General features: G+C 57.8%; 23 protein-coding genes and 1 pseudogene. 16 read left to right on the top strand and 8 right to left on the bottom strand.

From position 1 onward, the window contains the following. The first annotated feature begins 15 nt into the window (after positions 1-15). From ACVWY8_RS12500 to ACVWY8_RS12515, 4 genes are all read left to right on the top strand, one after another. Positions 16-315 carry a 2Fe-2S iron-sulfur cluster-binding protein gene (locus ACVWY8_RS12500; RefSeq protein ID WP_099813376.1) on the top strand — a complete coding sequence of 100 codons (300 nt, stop codon included), beginning with the start codon at positions 16-18 and terminating at the stop codon, positions 313-315. Positions 316-451: 136 nt separating this feature from the next. Continuing rightward, a complete protein-coding gene (locus ACVWY8_RS12505) occupies positions 452-721 on the top strand; it encodes a ferrous iron transport protein A (protein WP_414390678.1) in 270 nt (89 codons plus the stop codon). A gap of 94 nt (positions 722-815) precedes the next feature. Continuing rightward, the gene (locus ACVWY8_RS12510) at positions 816-1073 is read left to right on the top strand and encodes a hypothetical protein (protein ID WP_011430669.1); all 258 of its coding nucleotides are present in this window, start codon (positions 816-818) and stop codon (positions 1071-1073) included. Between the two features lie 343 nt (positions 1074-1416). Further along, positions 1417-3069, top strand: coding sequence for a helix-turn-helix domain-containing protein (locus ACVWY8_RS12515; RefSeq protein WP_457395326.1), 1653 nt, complete (start codon positions 1417-1419; stop codon positions 3067-3069). Positions 3070-3095: 26 nt separating this feature from the next. Here the strand turns inward: ACVWY8_RS12515 and ACVWY8_RS12520 are convergent, their stop codons facing one another. Then, positions 3096-3308, bottom strand: coding sequence for a TOBE domain-containing protein (locus tag ACVWY8_RS12520; protein ID WP_457395323.1), 213 nt, complete (start codon positions 3306-3308; stop codon positions 3096-3098). 258 nt (positions 3309-3566) lie between these two features. Between ACVWY8_RS12520 and modA the strand changes: the two genes are divergently transcribed. Together modA and modB are read left to right on the top strand one after the other, a co-directional pair. After that, positions 3567-4328, top strand: coding sequence for a molybdate ABC transporter substrate-binding protein (modA, locus tag ACVWY8_RS12525; RefSeq protein WP_457395320.1), 762 nt, complete (start codon positions 3567-3569; stop codon positions 4326-4328). A gap of 37 nt (positions 4329-4365) precedes the next feature. After that, a complete protein-coding gene (gene modB / locus ACVWY8_RS12530) occupies positions 4366-6153 on the top strand; it encodes a molybdate ABC transporter permease subunit (protein ID WP_414424485.1) in 1788 nt (595 codons plus the stop codon). Between the two features lie 16 nt (positions 6154-6169). On the opposite strand, the gene cobJ is transcribed toward modB, so the two are convergent. Then, complete coding sequence (gene cobJ, locus ACVWY8_RS12535; RefSeq protein WP_457395318.1) at positions 6170-8089, bottom strand: precorrin-3B C(17)-methyltransferase; 1920 nt, start codon at positions 8087-8089, stop codon at positions 6170-6172. Positions 8090-8163: 74 nt separating this feature from the next. On the opposite strand from cobJ, the gene ACVWY8_RS12540 reads away from it, so the two are divergent. Genes ACVWY8_RS12540 through ACVWY8_RS12555 form a run of 4 tightly spaced genes read left to right on the top strand, consistent with a single transcriptional unit; the run spans position 8164 to position 10530 of the window. Beyond that, positions 8164-8844: a hypothetical protein gene (locus tag ACVWY8_RS12540; RefSeq protein WP_457395315.1), complete on the top strand. Its 681-nt coding sequence runs from the start codon at positions 8164-8166 to the stop codon at positions 8842-8844. A gap of 60 nt (positions 8845-8904) precedes the next feature. Further along, entirely contained in the window at positions 8905-9369 is a 465-nt protein-coding gene (locus tag ACVWY8_RS12545; RefSeq protein ID WP_457395313.1) for an FKBP-type peptidyl-prolyl cis-trans isomerase, read from the top strand. 44 nt (positions 9370-9413) lie between these two features. Further along, positions 9414-10040, top strand: a complete 627-nt coding sequence (locus tag ACVWY8_RS12550; RefSeq protein ID WP_414427761.1) for a 5-formyltetrahydrofolate cyclo-ligase — start codon at positions 9414-9416, stop codon at positions 10038-10040. A gap of 31 nt (positions 10041-10071) precedes the next feature. Continuing rightward, positions 10072-10530: an FxLYD domain-containing protein gene (locus ACVWY8_RS12555; protein ID WP_414332474.1), complete on the top strand. Its 459-nt coding sequence runs from the start codon at positions 10072-10074 to the stop codon at positions 10528-10530. Here the strand turns inward: ACVWY8_RS12555 and ACVWY8_RS12560 are convergent. After that, positions 10438-11808, bottom strand: coding sequence for an amidohydrolase family protein (locus tag ACVWY8_RS12560; protein WP_457395310.1), 1371 nt, complete (start codon positions 11806-11808; stop codon positions 10438-10440). The genes ACVWY8_RS12555 and ACVWY8_RS12560 overlap by 93 nt on opposite strands. Before the next feature lie 401 nt (positions 11809-12209). Here ACVWY8_RS12560 and ACVWY8_RS12565 point away from each other — a divergent pair. From ACVWY8_RS12565 to ACVWY8_RS12580, 4 genes and pseudogenes are all read left to right on the top strand, one after another. Beyond that, positions 12210-12653, top strand: a pseudogene (locus tag ACVWY8_RS12565) (BMP family ABC transporter substrate-binding protein); the annotation flags it as partial. Positions 12654-12682: 29 nt separating this feature from the next. Next, positions 12683-13177 carry a dual OB domain-containing protein gene (locus ACVWY8_RS12570; protein ID WP_414342098.1) on the top strand — a complete coding sequence of 165 codons (495 nt, stop codon included), beginning with the start codon at positions 12683-12685 and terminating at the stop codon, positions 13175-13177. Continuing rightward, positions 13174-13698, top strand: a complete 525-nt coding sequence (locus tag ACVWY8_RS12575) for a DUF488 domain-containing protein (RefSeq protein ID WP_457395307.1) — start codon at positions 13174-13176, stop codon at positions 13696-13698. Before ACVWY8_RS12570 ends, ACVWY8_RS12575 begins: the two co-directional genes overlap by 4 nt. A gap of 89 nt (positions 13699-13787) precedes the next feature. Further along, complete coding sequence (locus tag ACVWY8_RS12580) at positions 13788-14219, top strand: DUF488 domain-containing protein (protein ID WP_414400650.1); 432 nt, start codon at positions 13788-13790, stop codon at positions 14217-14219. A gap of 134 nt (positions 14220-14353) precedes the next feature. Here the strand turns inward: ACVWY8_RS12580 and ACVWY8_RS12585 are convergent, their stop codons facing one another. Beyond that, positions 14354-14488 (bottom strand): hypothetical protein, encoded by a 135-nt coding sequence (locus ACVWY8_RS12585; RefSeq protein ID WP_414342083.1) that lies wholly within the window; start codon positions 14486-14488, stop codon positions 14354-14356. 195 nt (positions 14489-14683) lie between these two features. Between ACVWY8_RS12585 and hflX the strand changes: the two genes are divergently transcribed. Both hflX and ACVWY8_RS12595 read left to right on the top strand, forming a co-directional pair. Continuing rightward, a complete protein-coding gene (hflX, locus tag ACVWY8_RS12590) occupies positions 14684-16450 on the top strand; it encodes a GTPase HflX (RefSeq protein ID WP_457395304.1) in 1767 nt (588 codons plus the stop codon). Positions 16451-16565: 115 nt separating this feature from the next. Then, positions 16566-18314, top strand: coding sequence for a diflavin flavoprotein (locus ACVWY8_RS12595; RefSeq protein WP_457395302.1), 1749 nt, complete (start codon positions 16566-16568; stop codon positions 18312-18314). A 104-nt stretch (positions 18315-18418) separates the two neighbouring features. On the opposite strand, the gene ACVWY8_RS12600 is transcribed toward ACVWY8_RS12595, so the two are convergent. From ACVWY8_RS12600 to ACVWY8_RS12615, 4 genes are all read right to left on the bottom strand, one after another. Then, a complete protein-coding gene (locus ACVWY8_RS12600; protein WP_457395300.1) occupies positions 18419-18850 on the bottom strand; it encodes a hypothetical protein in 432 nt (143 codons plus the stop codon). Between the two features lie 500 nt (positions 18851-19350). Continuing rightward, on the bottom strand, positions 19351-20001 hold the full coding sequence (locus ACVWY8_RS12605) for a precorrin-8X methylmutase (RefSeq protein WP_457395297.1): 651 nt from the start codon (positions 19999-20001) through the stop codon (positions 19351-19353). An 85-nt stretch (positions 20002-20086) separates the two neighbouring features. Then, positions 20087-20428, bottom strand: coding sequence for a histidine triad nucleotide-binding protein (locus tag ACVWY8_RS12610; RefSeq protein WP_011432043.1), 342 nt, complete (start codon positions 20426-20428; stop codon positions 20087-20089). Between the two features lie 84 nt (positions 20429-20512). Then, positions 20513-20851, bottom strand: coding sequence for a hypothetical protein (locus ACVWY8_RS12615; protein WP_414329426.1), 339 nt, complete (start codon positions 20849-20851; stop codon positions 20513-20515). Positions 20852-20957: the final 106 nt, after the last annotated feature.

Raw genomic sequence — 20957 nt, forward strand, 5'->3', positions numbered from 1 at the left:
TCTGGAGACTCCATCATGGCTACCTACACAGTTCACTTGGTTAACCCAAAACGACGGCTCGACACCTATATCTCAGTAGATGAAGATTCGACCATCCTAGAAGCGGCTGAGGATCAAGATGTGGACTTGCCCTCTTCCTGCCGCTCCGGTAGTTGTTCCTCTTGCGTGGCCAAAGTGGTAGAGGGAGAAGTCGATCAATCGGAGCAAACCTTTCTGGATGAGGAACAAATAGCCAAAGGATTTGTGCTGCTCTGCGTGGCTAAACCTCGCTCCAATTGTACGATTCGCACTCACCAGGAAGCTTACTTGGTTTGATAGATCGCTGCTTCCAAGCTGCTCGCAAATGGACTCGGGCAAGGCTCAAATGGCCTCTTCTAAGATTAGGGATCCCTATATGTTGGCACCGCCCACCGTCCCTAAGATCTCAATAACCATATCTCCTCTCCAACTCATGAAGGTTGGAGAAGAAGGTCGCATCTACCAACTGCGCGGATCCGAAGCTGCTTGCGCCCAATTGCAGCAAATGGGTCTCACTCCAGGTACCTATCTCCAGGTTATCCAACGTCACCCTGAGTGGATCCTACTCCTACCCAGTGGCCAACTTTCCCTTCCTGCTCATTTAGCTAAACCCATCTGGGTTTACATGGATCCCCGTTGCACCCTAGCGCCTCCCCAAGAACCGAATAAGAAAACAATCTTAAATTTGCCAAGAGCCTTCTAAAATGTAGTCTATTTACCCAATTTTTAACTTGCAATGAGAGACACTCAAGGTAAGCACATCTCTTCATAATCTATCTTGATTTGGGAGCAAAGCTATGAACACCTGTTTGCTACACCTGGGCTCCATCCTTAAAGCCGCTGAAGAGCTTAGCCTTGTGGAAAAGCCATTTCCCAAGTTGCAACACATTCAACTCTGCACAGGGCTCAGCCCAGAAGAAATCGTGCGGGCGCTGGAGCTAGAACCCAATCCCTTGGGTTGGCATCTGGAGCCAAGCCACAACCTTGCCGATGAATCGGCGTATTGGGTGGGCGGACGACCTTGTGTCGGCTTGGTTATTGAGCGTTTTGCCTGACACTTGCTGCAGTTCGGATCCCTAAAAGGCTCTCAAGGGGGGAGGAGTAGCCTGCAAAGCCATCTCAAAAGTTCACTGCAAACATTAGAAGTTAAGAGAAAACAAAGCTTTCCAGAAGGTTCACCCTAGACCAAATCTCCCTGGCCTGCCGGGGATCTTTTGAGGTATCGTTCAATCCAGTTCACGAATTGAGCTTAGGAAACAGACCTTAAACTAAGGTCTCTCGCCGGGCTGCCACGGCTTTGCGAGGAAGGTCTCCATGGCCGGGTTTAGGGTTGCGCAGATGCGATAGCAGGTGTGAACGAGGGAGAGCTACAGGGAAACGTTATGGAGTTTGAGGGCTATGGCTTATCAAATCTCAGGGGATTGTATCGGTTGCCACGCTTGTGTAGATAGCTGTCCTACGAAAGCTATTGTTGTTCAGGATGGGGAATACTGGATTAATCCTCTGTTGTGCAATGACTGCGAAGGTTTCTTCCCAGAACCTCAGTGCGTTAGCCTGTGTCCCGGTTCTGCCCCGCAGCCTTATGAAGCCATGAAGGGGCGCAACCGCACGGTCACGGCCCGCATTCGCAGCAGTCCACCTCTATTTTTGAACGGCCATAGCCAGGCTTTTGCTTCGTCAATTGTGGTCTGGGAAGCTTGCAATTTCCTATCTCAATTTCAATCTCTCAATCTGCAAAAGCAGGGAGATAACCAGGTTTGCTATCAGAAATCTGTTGGCCACAACCAGGGATCTCTGACCCTAACTCTATGTTCGGACGGGATCCCACAAAGTGCTCCGATCGATGTGCGAACTGCCTGTTTGCATCTTATTTTTGCTGCCTATGCCGCCGGGTTGGATAGCCCCTGGAAGGAATCCTTTGTTTTCACCGACTCACAATTGGAGTCCTATTTGGGCTGGGATAAACGTAAAGATCTGAGCAAGATGACCCGTCTCCACCTGTTCATGACCTGGATAGAGCAGCTCTGTCGGATTCAAGTCTCCATCGATTGGCCGGATCAGGGGCGGGTGAAGGGGTTTTCGGTACCGGCTGGCCCTCTGTGGAGGCTGCTCAAGATGCATCGCCACTTTCAAAAAGATGAGCAGGGCTGCAACCATCTGGTGGGCCTGACTTGGGCGATTCAGCCCGGCGAATGGACACGGTACTTTCTCAATCGACAAGGGTGCCGCCAGGGGCAAGCCTTTTATCAGTACAGCAGCCTGCCCCTATCCCTGCTGCAGGCCGTGATGAGCCATTGGCAACACCATGAAGGAGCCATGCGCCTGCTGCTGTGGCTGTTGTTCAAAGTGAGGATGGGGCGGCAACAGCGTCTGACGGTGCCCACCCTGATGCGAGTGGCCTACGGGGAAGAGCGACTGCAGGAAGCTTATCTCAATCTCCAAGAACGCAAACGGCTGGTGCGCACCTTTGAAAGCGATCTGGAGGTTCTCAACCACTACGGCCTCAAGCCGGAGTTCGATCCCCTCACCTATCCTTCTTCCATTCAACCCCTGTGGGCTCGCCTGGAAGCTGTGCCCGAGGATGCGGACGAGGCATTGAACTTTTGGATTGAAGATGCCAACAACGGTGGCTTGCTGACGGCTGCCGGGCCGCGGGGCAAGTGGGGACTCTTGATGCAGGCTCGCATTCAACGATTTCATCTGCCCTCCGACTGGCATCGTCAAGCAGTTCAAGAAGCCAGATCCCCAACCCGAGAATCGGGATCTCGGCGGCAGCGTAGGGCAAAGTCTGCGCCTGTTGCAACAGACTCGGATCTCCCTGGCCCTCCCGAAAACCCAAAAGACTTCCCCTCAAGCAAAGCTTTGCGTGGAGCGGATATCTCGGCGGCACGCCAGCAAAAGGGAATCAGCCAGCGGGAATTGGCCCAGAGGCTGGGGCGCAGCCAGAGCTGGGTGCGGGATGTAGAGAATGGGCGGCTTCAGATCAGCCTAAACGATCGCCAGCGCCTTATCAAAGCCCTGTATTTGGATCCCAGGCAACATCAAGTCTAGGCCAGTTACTCAATTCACTCATCCACTCACTCATCCACGGCAATGACCACATCCGAGGCTTTGATGGCAGCATACGCTTCTTTCCCAACTGCTATACCCAACCGTTCGGCAGAGTGCTTAGAAATAATGGCTGTTATTTCTATGCCTGGTGCAACTTCCAGAACAATTTCGGCATTGACCATGCCCACCTGGAAGCTTTTTACAGTTCCTTTAAACAAGTTGCGAGTGCTGATTTGCATGACTTCTCCTTTGTTGAACAAGCAGAGCAACAGGGGTGTTGACCGAACTGAACAAGAGAGGAGCTTGCCGGATGGTCATTCAACACCGGTTTCAATACTATCAGATGCTTATCGTTGCCTCTGGGGAGGAATGGCTGCCGATAGTCTAGGTGTGTATCTACAGATACAAATTACAACCCAATTCCGACAGTCAAAAGCACCGAACCATTGGCGGATTTTCCTGTTCTGAAAGTCGTCACGGGTCAAAGAAGAATGGCTATGAAACGAAGAACTGCAATGTTATTCCTAGGGATCCTGGCCGCTCTGGCTTTGAGGTGGGGGTCGGCTCCCGGCTTGGCGCAATCTCAGCCCATTTTGGTGGGGGCTGCGGTGAGCTTGCAACCGGCTTTAACGGAAATCGACCGGTTGTTCACCGCCCGCTATCCCGACATCAAGGTTGAGTACAACTTCGCCAATTCCGGCTCTCTCCAGCAACAGGTGGAGCAGGGGGCTCCTTTGGACGTGGTATTTTTCGCAGCCGCCTCTTTTATGGACGCCCTTGCCCAGCAAAACCTGCTGGTGGCAGGATCCCGGCGAGATCTTCTCAGCAACCGCATGGCTTTAATTGTGCCTGCCAATGCCAGAACCAAGGTTCAGGATTTTGCCGACCTGGTGGCGGAAGAGATCCGGGTTCTGTCCATTGGGGATCTGCAGGCCATGCCCGCCGGACGGTACGCCCAGGAAATTCTCACCCAAGCAGGGGTGTTTGAGACGCTGCGGCCCAAGATGGTGTTTGCCAGCACGGTGCGGGAAATCTTAACGGCGGTAGAACAGGGCAATGCCGACGCTGGGATCCTGTTTACCTCGGATGCTCAGCTTTCAAATCGGGTGCGAGTAGTGGCTACGGCGGATCCCATTACGCCAATTATCTACCCGGTGGCATTGGTGCGCGATACTCCCGCCGGACAGTCTTACTTGGAGTTTTTAACCTCAGAAGAAGCAGCAGAGGTGTTTGTGAAGTACGGCTTTATCCGCCTGTGAGGGATCCCTCTGCAATGGCGCGGATGAGTTACTCCAAATGAGCGACTACGACCTATCCCCGCTTTGGATCTCCCTACGGATTGCCGGCTTGGCCACAGCTATCACCTTTGGGGTGGGGACGCTGGCGGCTTACGGGATGTTGCACTACCGAGGTCGCTGGCGCTCTCTCATCGAGGCCCTCTTGTTGGCGCCGCTGGTGTTGCCGCCCACCATGGTGGGCTTCCTGTTGCTGCTGCTGTTTGGCCGGCGAACCCTTCTGGGACAACTTTTGGCCTCGCTGAACTTGTCGGTCATCTTCACCTGGTATGCCGGGGTGATCACGGCAGCGGTGGTGGCCCTGCCCCTGATGTACCGCACGGCCCTGGGAGCTTTCCAGCAGATCGACCCGACGCTGGTGGCGGCAGCCCGCACCCTGGGAGCAAGTAGGGCCAAGATTTTTACGCGGGTGCTGATCCCACTGGCCTTGCCGGGGATCCTGGCGGGGATTACCCTCAGTTTTGCCCGCGCTCTGGGGGAGTTTGGCGCCACCTTGATGCTGGCAGGCAATATCCCGGGCCGCACGCAAACCCTATCCATGGCCATCTTCTTTGCCGTTCAGGCGGGGGACATGCGGGGGGCAGCCATTAGCTCGGCCTTGGTCTTGATGTTGTCCTTGGGGGTGATGACGGCAGTTAACCTTTGGTTTCAGCGACGGCCCTGGCAGCGACCTCCCTCTCGTCCTCTACAGGTTCTCACCAGAAGGGATCCGGATTTCTCAACTCCGGCCCCTCGCCTCTGGGTAGACATCTACAAGAAGCTGCCCCAGTTTGAGCTTCAGGCACAACTGAGCTGCGATGGGCGACCCCTGGGCTTGCTGGGGGCCTCTGGATCCGGCAAAAGCCTGCTTTTGCGCTGCATTGCCGGAATTGAAACCCCGGATGGGGGGCGCATTTTGCTCAACGAGCGGGCCCTGTTCGACGCCGAACAGGGGATCCGGCTGCCCCCCGCTCAGCGACGGGTAGGGGTGATCTTCCAGAACTACGCTCTGTTTCCCCATCTCACCGTTGCCCAGAACATCGCTTTTGGGATCCCTGCGGGCTTGAGCGAAGCGGAAAAACAAGAGCGGATCCAGGCCCAGCTGCGGTTGGTCAAGCTGAAGGGCTGGGAAAACCGCTATCCCACGGAGCTCTCCGGAGGACAGCAGCAGCGGGTGGCCCTGGCGCGAGCCTTGGCTTCTGAGCCGGAGATCTTGCTGCTGGATGAGCCTTTTTCTGCTTTGGATGCCCACCTGCGCAGCCAACTGGAGCAGGAGATGGGGGAAATCCTAGCGGGCTACAAGGGAGTCACGCTTTTGGTAACCCACAACATTGAGGAAGCCTTCCGCCTCTGCGGGGATCTGGCTGTAATGGAGCAGGGGCGAATCATTGCCCAGGGGGACAAGCGTCAGCTATTTGAGGCTCCCCCCTGCCTTAGTGTGGCGCAACTGACGGGTTGCAAAAACATCTCGCGGGCCAAGCTCCTGGGCCCTCAACGGGTGCTGGCCTTGGATTGGGGCTGTGAGCTGCAGGTACAGGGATCCCCAGCGGGAGAATACATCGCCATCCGCGCCCACCACCTCACCTTCAGGCCCGACGGGAAGCTGCCCAACACGTTTCCGGCTTGGCTGGTGAAGTGGAGCGAGACCCCCCACCGACTGACTCTCTTCTTTAGGCTGGGCGGTCCTCCTGCCCACCGCCAGGACTATCACCTGCAAGCTGAGGTGTGGCGGGAGCGCTGGCGCGAGGTGGAGACTTGGGGATCCCCCTGGTGGCTACAGTTGGATCCCCGGCATCTGAGGGTGTTTTGAGTCTGGAGCCCAGGAGTCAGGTGGGCTCGCCCAAGCGGTAGCCCCGCGGGGTAATCAGCCGCTCCCCATGGCGAAAGGTCTGGGAGTTGCCGATAAAGACCAGGGTGAGCATGTCCACCTCCTCTGGATCCAGCTCCCCCAGGGTGGTAAGGCGGAGAGTTTCGCCAGGGCGGTAGAGGTTGCGGGCCAAAGCCACAGGGGTATGGGCGGGCCGGGCCTGCAAAAAGATCTGCAGAGCCTTGAGGAAGGGATCCAGCCGCTGCCGGGAGCGGGGGTTGTAGAGGGCCACCACAAAATCGGCAGCTGCAGCCGCCTGCAGGCGTTTTGCAATCACTGGCCAGGGGGTAAGCAGATCCGAGAGGGAAATGGCGCAGAAGTCGTGCATCAGCGGAGCCCCCAGCCGGGCAGCAGCCGCCTGGAAGGCAGAGATCCCCGGCAGCACCTCCAGAGAAGGGCGGATCCCATCCCAGCCAGAGCGGACCAAGCACTCCAGCACCAAGCCCGCCATGCCGTAAATGCCGGCATCCCCCGAAGAAATCACCGCCACCTTCAGCCCCTGCTGCGCCCAAGCAATCGCCCGTTCGGCTCGCTGCAGCTCTTGGGTAATGGGAGAGGCCTCCCAAATTTGGCCGGGGTGCAAAAGGGGGGCCACCAAGTCTAGATAAAGCTGGTAGCCAATCACCACCTCAGCTTGGGCTAAAGCCAGGCGGGCGGCCAAGGTCAGTTGAGCGGGATCGCCGGGGCCGGTGCCAATAAGCCACAGATGGCCACTGCGAGGGGAATATTCCCGGGCAGCGCGGGCAATGGCCAGGGTACAGGCCCCTTCGGTTTTCGAGGTGAAGACCTGCTTGGGGCAGAGGAGGGTTGCTCCCCCAAAGGGCTCTACCTTCTCCGCAACACAGGATGGCCTCTCAGGAACCTTGTCACCTCTTCCCCAAGTCTGACAAGTCTGAGCTGCCAAGAGGGCAGCCGCCTCCGCTACCGAGGGGGTGCCCACCGCCTGCCGCACCGCCTCCGAAGGGTGGGGCACTGGGATCCCAGCCAAAGCCTCTGCCGGGAAAAACTCAATGGGCCAGCCGTGGGCCTGAGCCAGCTCCAAAAGACCCGGCTCGTCTTGCTTGAGCTCTAGGGTGGCCAGGCCGGCAATGGCCTCGAACGCCAGCCCCTGGGCCTGCAGCAGGCGGCGCAGGGATCCCTCTAGCCAAGCGCGGGTGGTGCCCCGCTCGCAGCCCACCCCCACCCACAGCACCCGCGGATGCCAGTGCACGGTTGGGATCCCCGTGGGAGGGGAGAGGTATTCCCCAATCCAGATCTGGGCAACGGGATGGGGAGGAGAGGAGGCCACTAGGGGATGATCTGCCGGCCAAGCTTGTCGCCAAAGCCGCGTGCCGCAGGTCTGGTGAACGGCCACCGGCTCTCCCCGCGTCAAGGCGGCTGCCACCCCGTTCCAATCTCCAGCGCCCCGCCGCCAGCCGTAGGGATCCCCCAGCAAATCCAAAGGCGGGATCCCCAGCCCCTCGGAAGCAGAGGTGAGAACCGGCTGGGCTCCCAAGGTAGCGGCCACCTGCCGCGCCAGGGCATCGGCCCCCCCCACATGTCCCCCGCACAGGCTAATAGCCCAGCGACCGGCTTCGTCCACCACCACCACCGCCGGATCCCGCTGCTTGTCCTGCAAGAGGGGGGCAATGAGCCGCACCACCGACCCTGCGGCCAAGATGAAGAGACAGCCCTGCACCTGGGGCCAGGTTTGGGCAACGGCTTCTGCTAGGGAGCCTGGCGCTGTGGGATCCTTGGGATCCCCGTAAGCCTGCCAGGGGGAGGGCAGCCCCTGCGGGTCAGCTTTGCTCCAGCAGCTCACCTCCTTGCCCAAGAGCGGGATCAGAGAGTTGGCCAACCGGCGGGCGCGCGGGCTGGGGGCAAACAGAGCGAGCTTCATCGAGGTGGGCCAAGGCTGAAACTTCCCCGGATCCTATACTGGACATAGAGCCACCCGCGAATGGACAAGTGCTGATGGTCATCCCACCCGGACTGATGCTGCCCCTGATCCCCCTGGAGGTTTTGCTCTCCACCAAGGGGCTGATGTTTTTGCTGCTATCGGCCTATGGGGGGGCCATGTGGACATTTTTAAGTGGCGCTCCCCGTGTCCACACCATCATCGTGCCGGACTTGGAGCAGGCCAGAGGGTTTTATGAGAAGGTGTTGAAACTGCCGGAAGCGGAGCTGCCCCTGCAGTACTACTACGGCTACGAGCAAAGCATGGTCGGCTACAGCCTAGGATCCGCTTACTTTCCAGGGGATATTGGCCTCAGTCCCCGCTTGGATGCCAAAGCCCGTCCCACCTCTGGGCCCACCCAATTGGATACCCCCGGACTTTGGTACCAACTCTCCGACAATGTTCAATTGCACGTGATCCCTGGCTCTACAGATCCCTATGCGGGGTCCGGTTCCTACGGCAACGCCTCTAGGCCTAGCTCCTCATCTGCTTCTGCTTACGGGACTGTACCGGCAGCGGGCCGCAGCAGCGGCGTTCGCTATCGCCATGTCAGCTATGAGCGGGAGTCCCTTAAGGCCCTTCTGAAGCGAATCAACAAACAAGGGATCCGCAACAGCATTCGCTCCGAGAAACCCTTTGTCTTTTGGGTGCGGGATCACCAGGGTCAGATCATCGAATTTGCCGAACTGAAAGGCTAGCGGGATCCTCTAAGATTGGTAAAGGAAAGCAAAAAGTCGGCGGTGGGGAGACGCCAACGGATGAAACGGGTGCTGCTGTTGGTGCTATGTTTGCTGTGGCTCGGGGTGTGGGGCGGCCAGCCGGCCGTGGCTCTGTCGCGGGCCAAGGACAATCCGGTGGTGAGCGTGCAATCCCCAGCCAAGGACTTCATCACCACCGAGTCGGGATTGCAATACTACGATATTGCTCAAGGCAGTGGGCCTTCGCCTCAGCCGGGGCAAACGGTGGTGGTCAACTACGTGGGCAAGCTACAGGATGGCACCATCTTCGATAGCTCCTACAAGCGCAATCAGCCTTTTGTCTTCACCTACGGAGTAGGGCAGGTGATCCGTGGCTGGGAGGAAGGGCTGGCCACTATGCGAGTGGGGGGCAAGCGGTACTTGCGCATTCCGCCGGAGTTGGCCTATGGCAGCCGCGGCGCCGGCGGCGTGATCCCCCCCAATGCCACCTTGGATTTTGAAGTGGAGCTCCTGGCCATCCAGTAGATTCAGATCTTGCAGAGACCGAATATCCAAGCGGCATTGGGCTTGTGCAGGAACTCCCTTCCCCGGAACTGTCTTCTTCTTGGCGGCCCAGTTCTCTAGCAGCAGATCCTGCCCTAGAAAAAGCTCGCCTGCGCCAGCACTTTCGCCAGCTACGGCAGAGGTTGGACAGATCCCTTATCAGCCAGAAGATCGTGGCTCATTTGGCCTCTTGCCCCCAACTTTTGGCCGCCAAAACCATCCTGGCCTATGTGGCCTTCGGCTCCGAGGTGGACTTGGGATCCCTGTTTGCCCTTTTTCCAGAGAAGCAGTGGGGGATCCCCCGTTGTCTGCCGCGGCGGCAAATGCAGTGGCACCGCTACCAGCCGGCTGAGCTTGTCCCCAACTGCTGGGGCTTGCTGGAGCCTTCTCCCGGCAGCACAGTTATCGACCCTGGCAAGGCGGATTTGATCCTGGTGCCCGCCCTGGCCTGCGATCGTTGGGGAAGGCGTTTGGGCTATGGCGGCGGCTATTACGACCGCTTTTTGGCCGCTTTGCCGGATCCCAGTGTGCCCAAGTGGGGCATCCTCCCCCAAGCCTGCTTGCTGGAGCAGCCCCTGCCTCAGGATCCTTGGGATCAGCGCCTGGATGGGATCCAAACCGAGGAGAGGTTCTACGAGACGGGGATCCCCTAGACTAAAGAGGGTGGGCCTTGGAGGAAAAACGATGAGCCAAGTTTGGAAGCCGGCGCAGTGGCTAACCCAAAAGCTGCGTCTTGTCTGCATGAGCTTTGGCTGTGTGGCATTGGCGGTGCTCTTGATGGGCTTTGGGGCGATCCCCCTGCAACTGAAGGATCTCCACGTCACCCCCTGTCCCGATACCCCCGAATACACCAACCTGGTGACCAGCAACGGCAACCCCATACCGGCCAGGTGCCTGTTCGTCGAAGGCACAGTGGTCAACCGCTCCAAAAATACCCTGCTGAACGCGGATGTCTTCGGTCGGCTTTACGATGCCAACGGCAACGAGGTTCTGCCGGAGCGTACCCGCCTGGGGGCCATTGCAGAAGTTCCTCCCGGCGAGAGCCCTTTTTCAATTCGCATCTCGGTGCCCATAACCAGCCCCCTGCCCCTCACCCTGGAGCAATTCAAGGCCAGCGGCTTCAGCGGTACCGTGCGCCGATGAGGTCCAAAGCTGGCGGCTGAACTCCACCTGGGTGGGGCGCTCAGGCAAATGGAGTTGCGCGACGACAGGCGGCGTTTGGGCGATCAGCCGGCCCCGGCGGAAGACATACAGGCAAGCTGGTTTCAGGCGAATGGCTTCGACGGCATCAGCAGCCTGGAGCACCACCAGATCGGCGTAGCAGCCGGGTTCCAGGCCGTAGCCTTCCAACCCCAGAATGCGGGCCGGGTTTTCTGTTACCGCCAAGAAACACTGGCGCATCTGCTCATAGCCTGTCAGGTGGGCGGCGTGGATGGCCATGTGGGCCACCTCCAGCATGTTGCCGCTGCCCAAAGGGTACCAGGGATCCATCACGCAATCCTGGCCAAAGGCTACCGTCAAGCCTGCGTCCATCAGCTCGGGCACCCGGGTCAGCCCCCGCCGCTTGGGGTAGGTATCGTGGCGACCTTGGATGACCATATTGACCAGCGGGTTGGCGATCACCCCCAGCTCTGCCTCGGCCATCAGGGGGATCAGTTTGCTGACGTAGTAGTTGTCCATCGAGTGCATCGAGGTTAGATGGGATCCGGCTACCCGCCCCTGCAAGCCCAGCCGCAGCGTTTCGTAGGCCAAGGTTTCCACATGGCGCGAAAGCGGATCGTCCGTCTCGTCGCAGTGCAGATCCACCCGCAGACCCCGCGCTGCTGCAATTTCACATAGGGCCCGCACCGAAGCTGCTCCCTCGGCCATCGTCCGCTCGAAGTGGGGGATCCCGCCCACCACCTCCACCCCCAAATCCAGAGCCTTCTCCAGAAGCTGCACCGCCCCTGGCGAGCGATAGTAGCCATCCTGAGGAAAGGCCACCAGTTGCAAATCCAAGTAGGGAGCCACTTTTTGCTTGACTTCCAGCAGCGCCCGCACCGCCAACAGGTTGGGATCGCACACATCCACATGGGTGCGGATGGCCAGGATCCCACGCGCCACTGCCCAGTCGCAATAGGTCAAGGCCCTCTCTATGACTGCCTCGGGGGTCAACAGCGGCTTCAACTCCCCCCAGAGGGCGATCCCTTCTAGCAAGGTGCCCGACTGGTTGATGCGCGGGATCCCATAGGTGAGGGTGGCATCCATGTGAAAGTGGGCATCCACGAAGGGGGGCGACACCAAGCGGTTGCTGACATCAATTTCTTGGGGGGCAGTGGCTTGTAAGTTGCTTTCCAGAGCCACAATGCGATCCCCCTGGATACCGATATCGATTCCCTTGCGGCCATCCGGCAAGTTGGCCCGGCGCAAAATGAGATCCATATGTTGTGGCTATTTGTTTGAACTTAGGATGGAAAGAAGCAACTACAGTTGACTGAATGATAGGCCAAATCAGATAAAGATGTCTTAAATTACCTCAAAGCCCGAATTTAGGAAACCAGTTGATTGGGTTATTGCTCACTTTATAAAAGAGGGCTGTAGTCCCCAACAGCATCCGGTTGTGCAAGATATCAACCAAGTAGTCAGAGGGATAATCTATCGAGAGCTGATTTGAGAGGACTTGGCCCTTACATCCATTCCAACCGTCAGCGAAACTTCGTTGTCCATTACAAACAAGCTCCTTCTCAAAAAATTGTATTTCAGGATACATATTTTCAGGGATCTCCCCCTTAGGATAAGCCGAGCAGTAACCCGATCTCGAAGTAACCTCAACAGAAGCGACTATGGCACGTTTAGAACTCTCCCGGCGGGACTTCTGCCTGCGTTCTGGGGCTTTCGTGGCTGGCCTGATGGGGAGCCGCTGGTTGGTTCGCGATGCCGCGGTGGCTCAAGGAACCAAGCTGAAGGTGGCCGGGGTTTATACGGTTCCCATTGAGCAGCAGTGGGTGAGCCGGATCCATAAAGCCTTGATGACCGCCCAGAAGCGGGGGGATATTGACTACACCTGGTCAGAGTCAGTTTCCAACACCGACTACCCACGGGTGCTGCGTCAGTATGCCGAGAGCGGCGTCCAACTGCTGGTGGGTGAGGTCTTCGGGGTGGAGCGGGAAGCGCGGGAAGTAGCCAAAGACTATCCCAAGGTCAGCTTCTTGATGGGATCCAGCCTCAAGCCGGATCCTGCCCTGAGCAATTTTGCCGTGTTTGACAACTACATCCACGAGCCTTCCTAAGCGGTGGCGACCCAGAACTTCTTGATATTCTCTGTGTCTCTTGTGATACACCTCAGCCACTACCTCACCAGAGGGAGAACCACGTTATCAATCCAAAGCACCGCTGGAAAAAAGTTGGCCACCTGCCTTGGGAGGATATCAACAGTTGGCTAGACAACCCTGAGAATCTCTGGGGCACTGGCGAGAGCAGCTATGCTGGGTGGAACAACCGGTTAAGTGTCGGGCGAGAAAGCGGAGTTTCTCTTTACCTTGTACCGGTCGAGCATTTGCGTCTGTTGGTTGGTTACAAGGCACCAGGATACCCGAATTCTAAGCGTAGAGTACGCGGCGAGTTTGTATACAAGGGAGTAAAATACTGCATGGATGTTACCGATCCTGTGATTGAACGGGATTTCCTAATGGGCGAAGACGGTCAATATGACATCCCCGATCCGGTGCTGTGTGTTAGCCTTAGCGATCCCTACTTGGGCTATTACTACAAGCTGATAGCGGCTGTTCTCTACTCAGGTCGACTCATATGAAATCAGAGATCTACACGATTGGTCACTCAAACCACGAGATTGATTTTTTCATAGACTTACTGCGCCAGTACAACATCACCGGTATTGGCGACGTTCGCTCACGTCCATATAGCCGTTACGTCCCTCAATATTCACAAGAAAAGTTGAAAAGTGCTTTAGCGGCAGCAGGTATTGCTTACGTCTTTCTGGGCAAAGAATTGGGAGGACGTAGCGAAAATCCGAGCTGCTATGATCAGGGTAGGATTCAGTATGAACGACTGGCAAATGAGCCAGCCTTCCTCGAAGGGATCGACCGTCTGATCCAAGGTTCTAGTCGGTATCGGATCGCACCGATGTGTGCTGAGAAAGACCCTATTGAATGTCATAGATCGTTGCTGGTGGCGCGTAAACTTTTTCAAAGTGGGATTCCGGTCAACCACATCTTGGCCAATGGCTCTTTGGAGACTCATGAGGCCCTAGAATCTCGTCTTCTTGCCCTTTGCAAACTTCCAGAGGGGGACTCGTTTAGAAGTCGGGAATAGTTTATAGCCGAAGCCTATCTCATTCAAGGCAGGCGTGTCGCCTATCGAGATGAGAAAATGTCAAAAAATGATGAGCGGAGCGCGAGGCCATGAAGATATTTACGATAGGGTTTACGAAGAAAAGTGCAGAGCAATTTTTTAATCGCTTAAAACAGCCTGGTCTGGTTCGAGTTGTTGATACTCGACTTAATAACACCTCGCAACTGGCGGGATTCACGAAAAAGAGGGATCTAGAGTTTTTTCTTCACGAGATCTGCAAGCTTGGATATGTTCATTTGCCGGAACTTGCACCAACTCAAGAGATTCTCGATGCTTACAAAGCCAGTGGTGAATGGTCTAACTACGAGAGACAGTTTTTGTCGCTGATGGCCGAGCGTCGTATCGAAGATCAAGTGGATAAAAGTATTCTCGATGGAGGGTGTCTGCTTTGTAGTGAAGCTACACCTGAGCACTGTCATCGTAGGCTGGTTGCTGAATATTTGCGCAGAAAATGGGGTGATGTTGAAATCGTGCATCTATAAAAGCCAAGAGCTGGCACTACGGCTTTTTCCGATTTATGCAGCTATTCCAAGTCGCAGCAGGATTCCGGCAACACGGAGCGAAAGGGATCCCTGACTGCCCAACCGATTTGGAAACTCTCTCACCGACAGCAAGCTCAATACAGGGATCCCCGCTTGGGCAGATCCAACACATTGACATCTTTGGGGTTGACCTTGAGCAGATGATGGGCGAGCAGGAAGCCTGTGATCGTCTGGGTTTGGCTGCCCCATGCGTACCTCGGTTGGGTCATGGAAGTATTCCGCCTACTTTTGTTCGGGAATGACCTTGGTTTGAATGTTGCACCCGTTGCTGATGACATCGCCGTACTGTTGCCCCCGCAACACTGGGCCAGTGTTTGCCACCGTTGCTTTTGGATCCCAAGTTCCTGCGGGCAGCTAGCGTGTATGGTAGATGAAAGCTTGTTTTTGGGTCTTTCCCCGTCCCCATGCCCAGGGCTAGCACCTCTCGCCATCAGACCGACCCCCGCTTCAGCTCTGCTATCGCTCCACGACGCTTTCCCGAACAGGCCAAAGGGTTAAAGCCCCACCAACAAAAGCAACTGCAACGGCTCTATCAACTGCGCCTACCCCCCAACCGCCTGGTGACGGTGGAGTTTGCCCAACGGCTGGGATCCCTGACCCAAGAGTTGGAAGGCCGGCCCATCAGCGTTTACCTCAACCGGCGCGGCCAGGTGATCCGCGTAGGGGTGGGATCCCCTTTTGAAACCCAGATTCCCGCTTGGGAATTGCCCCGCCAGGGGGCCGAGCGCCTATCCGGGATCCGCTGCATCACCACCCAAACGGGGGAAGGGGGTCCCGGTCGAAAAGCGCTGACGGCCATGGCCCTGCAGCGTCTAGACGCCCTCATCACCCTGTCGGTGTCCCCCTCAGGAGGACGGCTGCGCCGCGGGGGAGGAGCCACGGGCTTTGTCCACTGGGCCTACCTAGCCCATCTGGTGCCGGAGGGAGAGAGCCGCTGGCGGGTCTCTGAGCCTCTGCCTTTGGGGATCCTGGCAGAACAGGATCTGCAGGAGCTGGTGGCGGAGCTAGAAGATGGCTTTCGGCGCCAGTTGACCGCCCGCCAGGTGGATCTGGATCAGGATCGGGCCATCCTGGTGGGGCTGCAGGAGTCCGGGCAGAGCTACGAGGATCTCATGGATGGGTTGGCGGAGCTGAGCCGCCTGGTGGAGAGTGCCGGCGGACAGGTGCTGCAAGCCCTCTGGCAACGGCGGGAGGGACCCAACTCGGCCACGGTAATCGGATCCGGTAAGGTGCAAGAGCTGGCTCTGCTGGTCCAGGATCTGGGCGCCAACCTGGTGGTGTTCGACCGGGAACTTACCCCCAGCCAGGTGCGCACCTTGGAAGAGGCGGTGGGGGTGCGGGTGGTGGATCGCAGCGAGGTGATCTTGGATATTTTTGCCCAGCGGGCCAGAACCCGAGCCGGAAAATTGCAGGTGGAGCTGGCGCAACTGCAGTATTTGCTGCCTCGCCTGGCCGGTCGCGGTCGCACCATGTCTCGGTTAGGTGGGGGCATCGGCACCCGTGGCCCGGGGGAAACCCAACTGGAAATGGAGCGGCGGGCCATCCAGCGGCGCATCAGCAAGCTGCGGCAAGAGGTGGAAGAGCTGCGCCGCCACCGCCAGCGGCTGCGCCAACGGCGCGAGGCATCCCAAATTCCCGTGGTGGCCCTGGTGGGCTACACCAACGCCGGCAAATCCACCCTCCTCAATGCCCTCACCCATGCCCAGGTCTACGTGGCCGACCAACTCTTTGCCACCTTGGATCCCACTACCCGGCGGCTGGATCTGCCCAACCGGCAGGCGGTGCTGTTGACCGACACAGTGGGATTCCTAACCGAATTGCCAGACCAACTGGTGGATGCCTTTCAAGCTACCCTGGAAGAGGTGACGGAAGCCGATGCCCTACTACATGTGGTGGATCTCTCCCACCCCAACTGGGAGGGGCAAATCGAGGCGGTGGAAACATTGCTGGACGAGATGCCCTTGGCCACTGGTCCCCGCCAGCTGGTGTTCAACAAAATCGACCGCCTCGACCCCGAATGGGTGGAAGACGTCCGCCTGCTCTACCCCAAAGCCCTGTTTGTTTCCGCCGCCACCGGCCAAAACCTGGATCAGTTGCGCCACACCCTGGCCCAGTTTGCTACAGCCCTAAGTCCTAACCCCTTCGATTGGCAGGAACCCAAGGATCCCTAAAAGCATTCCATAAGGATTTCCAAACCTGCATAGCTCATCTTCATCCGCCGTCAACATAAACATTCAGTTACATTGAGATCAGGATTGTGACCCGACTTAAAGTTAGGGAGAGAACATGGCCACCACTGCAGTTGCACCTCAAGTCGCACCTCGCCTGGCCCAGCCCCATCTGACGCTGCAAACTCTGCCCATCGGGGCCGACACCCTTGCCATTCGCTCCCAAGATTGGGATCGGGATCGATTTGATATCGAATTTGCTCTGGAAAATGGCACCACCTACAACTCCTTCTTGATTCGCGGCGAGAAGGTGGCCCTCATCGACACCTCCCACGAGAAGTTTCGCCAGTTGTACCTGGATTGCCTGCAAGGGATCCTAGATCCTGCCCAGATCGACTACCTGGTGGTCAGCCACACCGAGCCAGATCACAGCGGCCTGGTTGGGGATCTGCTGGAGCTGGCGCCCCAGATGACGGTGGTGGCCTCCAAGGTGGCGGTGCAATTTCTGGAAGATCTGGTGCATCGGCCCTTCCAGCGGCTGGTGGTGAAACAGGGAGATCGCTTGGATCTGGGCAAGGGGCATGTCCTGGAATTTATCTCTGCCCCCAACTTGCACTGGCCCGACACCATCCTCACCTACGACCACGGCACCCAGATCCTCTACACCTGCGACGTGTTTGGGATGCACTACTGCGACGATTTCGCCTGGGACGAACATCCCCACCTGTTGCAGGCCGACTTCAAGCTCTACTACGACTGCCTCATGGGGCCCAACGCCCGCTCGGTGTTGTCCGCCCTGAAGCGCATGGAAGCCTTGCCTCCCATCGCTGCCATTGCTACCGGCCACGGCCCCCTACTGCGCCATCACCTGTCCGACTGGGTGGGGCAATATCGCACCTGGAGCCTCGAGCAGGCCAAAGCCGAGCGCCTGGTGGCAGTGTTCTACCTGTCCGGCTATGGCCAGGCGGAAACCTTGGCTCAAGCCATTGCCCGTGGGATCCAAAAAACCGGCATCCAGGTGGAGCTGGCAGATTTGCGGCTGGTGGATGCCCACGAGGTGCGGGAGCTGATGAGCTTGGCCGCCGGTGTGGTGATAGGCATGCCGCCCCAATCAGGGCCTGAGGCCGCCACCACTCAAGTGCTGCTGAAAACCCTTTTGGCCTCTGCCCACAGCAAGCAAGGCTTTGGTCTGTTTGAGTCGGGCGGCGAAGATGATGAGTCGGTGTACCTCTGCCGCAACACCCTGCAGGAGATCGGCGCCAAAGAGGTGTTTGCCCCCATTCTGCTCAAGCAGCCTGCCGGCGAGGCTCTGCTGCAACTGGCCGAAGAAGCAGGTACCGATCTGGGGCAGTGGCTGACGCGGGATCGCAACATTCAGCAGATGAAAGCCTTGGATGCCGACTTGGATCGCGCCCTGGGCCGCATCAGCAATGGCCTCTACATCATCACTGCCCGCAAAGGGCAAGCCACCAGCGCCATGCTTGCCTCCTGGGTGGCCCAAGCCAGCACCGATCCGCCGGGGATCAGCATTGCAGTAGCCAAGGATCGGGCCATCGAATCCTTCCTGCAGGTGGGAGATACCTTCGTGTTAAACGTGCTGCAAGAAGGCCATTACCAACCCTTGATGCGCCACTTCCTGAAGAGATTTCCACCGGGGGCCGACCGCTTTGCCGGGATCAAGACCTACCCTGCTGCCAACGGATCCCCCATCTTGGCCGATGCTTTGGCCTACCTGGAGTGCCGTGTGGTGAGCCGCCTGGAAACCAGCGATCACTGGGTGGTGTACAGCACCTTGGAAGCCGGTCGGGTCTCCAGCCCAGAGGGCCTCACCGCCATCCACCACCGCAAGGTAGGGAATCATTACTAATACTGATAGTGAGCAGTGAGAAGAGAGAAGTGAGAGATAATTTCTCACTCCCAGCCCTTCTCCCTGGGGAAGCTGGGATCCCTGTAGCGAACAGACTCACAAATTCAATAGGACTGCCGATAGACCAACCCACTGGGATGTAGGAAAAAAGGGCTGTCTTCTCCCAGGCGGATCCCGATCTGCTCCAGCTGTTCCCCTTGGCGGGTCGCAGGCCCTAAGGGCAGCCCCTCTGTTCCCTGTTGAATCCTTTGGGATCCCTGCTGGGCTGGCCGATAAGGGACGCTGCCCAAACCCGAAGAGAGGGGATCCGAGGGGGCATACCTCTGTCGCCAGCGCTGGTAGGGGCTGACTTGGATCCCTGCCTTGTCCATCTGGGTTGTCGAGAGGGCAGAGGCAGGTGCTGACACCTCTGACAACTGCAGTGAAGAGGGCAGAAGGGCAACCGCCGGACATGGCTCAGCTTGTGCCCAAGCCCCCGGCGCAAAAAACAAGGCCAGAAGGCAGCCGCTCCAGCAAAAGAAGATGGCACGCCGCACGGGAAGATCCCTCCATAAGCTCAACCCAGCCGCTTCTCAGGCCATTTTCTGAAGAGGCAGGACTGAGAGCGCAGCTCCCATCTTGCCCATGCCAATTTGCAGGCCGAGTGAACGGGATCCCCTTGGCTGGGTGATCTGGATCAGCAGACCCACTCTTGACCCAAAAGTGCTGCGAGGCCCCCAGCTCATCCGCACCGCTAGAGCAACTGACTATAGGGGTGTATGGTCATTTCAATTCAAACTTCGATTCAAACTAGGACATTGCACCCACACCTCAAACAGTGAATGATTGAATGCACGAGGCCAGAAGGCTTTTCAAGGACTCCGTCCCGCTGGCGCGATCGGTAGTCCAGGCGTCTCACCCTAAACTGAAACGACCATAAAGCGCGGTGTCCCAAGCGAGATTTCAGCGGCAGGGCAGTCAACTGCTGAAAAAATGTGCTTTGAGTGCCAAAGTTTTGGCTTGTTTCCGCGAACGGTGCCCAAGGGCAAGGAGCATGTCATGAAACCGCGGATTTGCCAGGATAGTCTGCGCTGCTGACCCGTACATAGGCGTGCCAAGCCAAGTCCAGCAGGCCATCCAACACCGCTGCAGCCACTGCCGGGCCTCCTTTGCGTCCCTCAGTGCGGATGTGGGGCACCATGGAATCGGCTAGCTCCTGCTTGGCTTGCACCACGTTCACAAACCCAGCCGGCGTGGCGATGACCAGAGCAGGGGCCACCTCCTTCTTTCTAATCAGCTCCACCAAGGTGGAGAGGGCGGTCTGGGATTGGCCGATCACAAAGATCGCCTCAGGGTAGCGTTGGGCCAGGGTTTCCAAGCCCCAAGCGGAGCGGGTCTTGTCCCTTTGGGGACGGGTAATCGCTTCGCTGCTGCAATAGATGGGGTTGGAAAAGGTGTTCTGAACAGCCCAGGCAATGCCCACCTGTACCATCGGCTCATCGACCACAATGGTGGTACGCGCTGCCAGAGCCGCCGCTCCGGCCTGTAAGGCTTCGTTGCCAAAACGGATGAGGTGCAAGTACTCGAAGTCAGCAGTAGCATAAATAACCCGACGAACCACCTCATACTCAGCAGGAGAAAGCTCGTGCTTGCCCACCTCCTGGTCGATGATCATCAAACTCTCTGCATCGGTTACATGCCACTCCATCGGTTCCAGACCCCGCCCGCCGTTTATCCTCAGTAATGACAGGATTGTACCTGCAGAGGCTCCAATGGGTGGGAAAAACCATCGCTCAACCTGGGGGCCAGCCCATCCCCCGACCGCCCAGAACGTGAATGTGGAGATGAAAGACGGTTTGCCCGCCGTCTTCTCCTTCGTTGATCACCAATCGGTAGCCTTTATTTAAACCTGCCTCGGCAGCCACCCGCTGAGCGGTCAGCAGGAGATGTCCCAGCAATGCCTCATGTTCGGGCTTGGCCTGGGAAATGCCGGGGATGGGCTCTTTGGGCACCACCAAAATGTGGACAGGGGCTTGGGGGGCAATATCTTTGAAGGCCAGGGCTCTATCGTCTTCGTAAACGATTTGTGCAGGGATCTCCCTGCGAATAATCTTGCCGAAAACTGTGTCGCTCATGGGTGCTCACAAATTAGTTCTGCCCTTAGCCTACCTGCTAACCGCACATTCTCCCACCCAGGTGGCGAGAGTGGCGCTCGGCACCTACTGCTTCAGCAGCCATTCAAATTCCTGCCGCAGTGATTGAATATGCCCCACTCGCGAGACCAACAGCGCATCTCGCCCGGCATCGCGAAAACGAGAGCGCCACAAACTCACCAAATCGGGGTTGCTGCACCAAAAGCGGATAACAGCGTCGACCAACTGATCCAAGTCCCAGCCGCGCCGGGCCGGCACTTCCTCCACGGATCCCAGCAACGCATCGAGGGTGCAGGAGCTGGTACCCAGGTATTCCACCCCACAGGGCCGCTGGGCCAGCTTCTGTTGCTGATGAAAGAACTGTAGAGCAGGGGCGATGCCGATGATCTCGAAGGTGTAAACCATGTTGCTCCGCAACGCTGACGCGACTGGGCTCAGTCCTAACTTTTTGCGAAAATAAGGGTTCTCAAAAAATGGGGTTCAGCAGTCTCTCGACCGGTTTGAAGTCGGG

The organism is Thermostichus sp. OS-CIW-32 (assembly GCF_054060415.1).

Excerpts from the sequence above, each read along its gene's own strand:
- ACVWY8_RS12580 (WP_414400650.1), top strand. The coding sequence starts at position 13,788 with ATGAAGATATTTACGATAGGGTTTACGAAGAAAAGTGCAGAGCAATTT.
- cobJ (WP_457395318.1), bottom strand. The coding sequence starts at position 8,089 with ATGAAGCTCGCTCTGTTTGCCCCCAGCCCGCGCGCCCGCCGGTTGGCC.
- ACVWY8_RS12575 (WP_457395307.1), top strand. The coding sequence starts at position 13,174 with ATGAAATCAGAGATCTACACGATTGGTCACTCAAACCACGAGATTGAT.
- ACVWY8_RS12615 (WP_414329426.1), bottom strand. The coding sequence starts at position 20,851 with ATGGTTTACACCTTCGAGATCATCGGCATCGCCCCTGCTCTACAGTTC.
- ACVWY8_RS12560 (WP_457395310.1), bottom strand. The coding sequence starts at position 11,808 with ATGGATCTCATTTTGCGCCGGGCCAACTTGCCGGATGGCCGCAAGGGA.
- ACVWY8_RS12540 (WP_457395315.1), top strand. The coding sequence starts at position 8,164 with ATGGTCATCCCACCCGGACTGATGCTGCCCCTGATCCCCCTGGAGGTT.
- ACVWY8_RS12500 (WP_099813376.1), top strand. The coding sequence starts at position 16 with ATGGCTACCTACACAGTTCACTTGGTTAACCCAAAACGACGGCTCGAC.
- ACVWY8_RS12555 (WP_414332474.1), top strand. The coding sequence starts at position 10,072 with ATGAGCCAAGTTTGGAAGCCGGCGCAGTGGCTAACCCAAAAGCTGCGT.
- ACVWY8_RS12610 (WP_011432043.1), bottom strand. The coding sequence starts at position 20,428 with ATGAGCGACACAGTTTTCGGCAAGATTATTCGCAGGGAGATCCCTGCA.
- ACVWY8_RS12505 (WP_414390678.1), top strand. The coding sequence starts at position 452 with ATGAAGGTTGGAGAAGAAGGTCGCATCTACCAACTGCGCGGATCCGAA.
- ACVWY8_RS12595 (WP_457395302.1), top strand. The coding sequence starts at position 16,566 with ATGGCCACCACTGCAGTTGCACCTCAAGTCGCACCTCGCCTGGCCCAG.
- ACVWY8_RS12605 (WP_457395297.1), bottom strand. The coding sequence starts at position 20,001 with ATGGAGTGGCATGTAACCGATGCAGAGAGTTTGATGATCATCGACCAG.
- ACVWY8_RS12585 (WP_414342083.1), bottom strand. The coding sequence starts at position 14,488 with ATGACCCAACCGAGGTACGCATGGGGCAGCCAAACCCAGACGATCACA.
- ACVWY8_RS12510 (WP_011430669.1), top strand. The coding sequence starts at position 816 with ATGAACACCTGTTTGCTACACCTGGGCTCCATCCTTAAAGCCGCTGAA.
- modB (WP_414424485.1), top strand. The coding sequence starts at position 4,366 with ATGAGCGACTACGACCTATCCCCGCTTTGGATCTCCCTACGGATTGCC.
- ACVWY8_RS12520 (WP_457395323.1), bottom strand. The coding sequence starts at position 3,308 with ATGCAAATCAGCACTCGCAACTTGTTTAAAGGAACTGTAAAAAGCTTC.
- modA (WP_457395320.1), top strand. The coding sequence starts at position 3,567 with ATGAAACGAAGAACTGCAATGTTATTCCTAGGGATCCTGGCCGCTCTG.
- ACVWY8_RS12515 (WP_457395326.1), top strand. The coding sequence starts at position 1,417 with ATGGCTTATCAAATCTCAGGGGATTGTATCGGTTGCCACGCTTGTGTA.
- ACVWY8_RS12545 (WP_457395313.1), top strand. The coding sequence starts at position 8,905 with ATGAAACGGGTGCTGCTGTTGGTGCTATGTTTGCTGTGGCTCGGGGTG.
- hflX (WP_457395304.1), top strand. The coding sequence starts at position 14,684 with ATGCCCAGGGCTAGCACCTCTCGCCATCAGACCGACCCCCGCTTCAGC.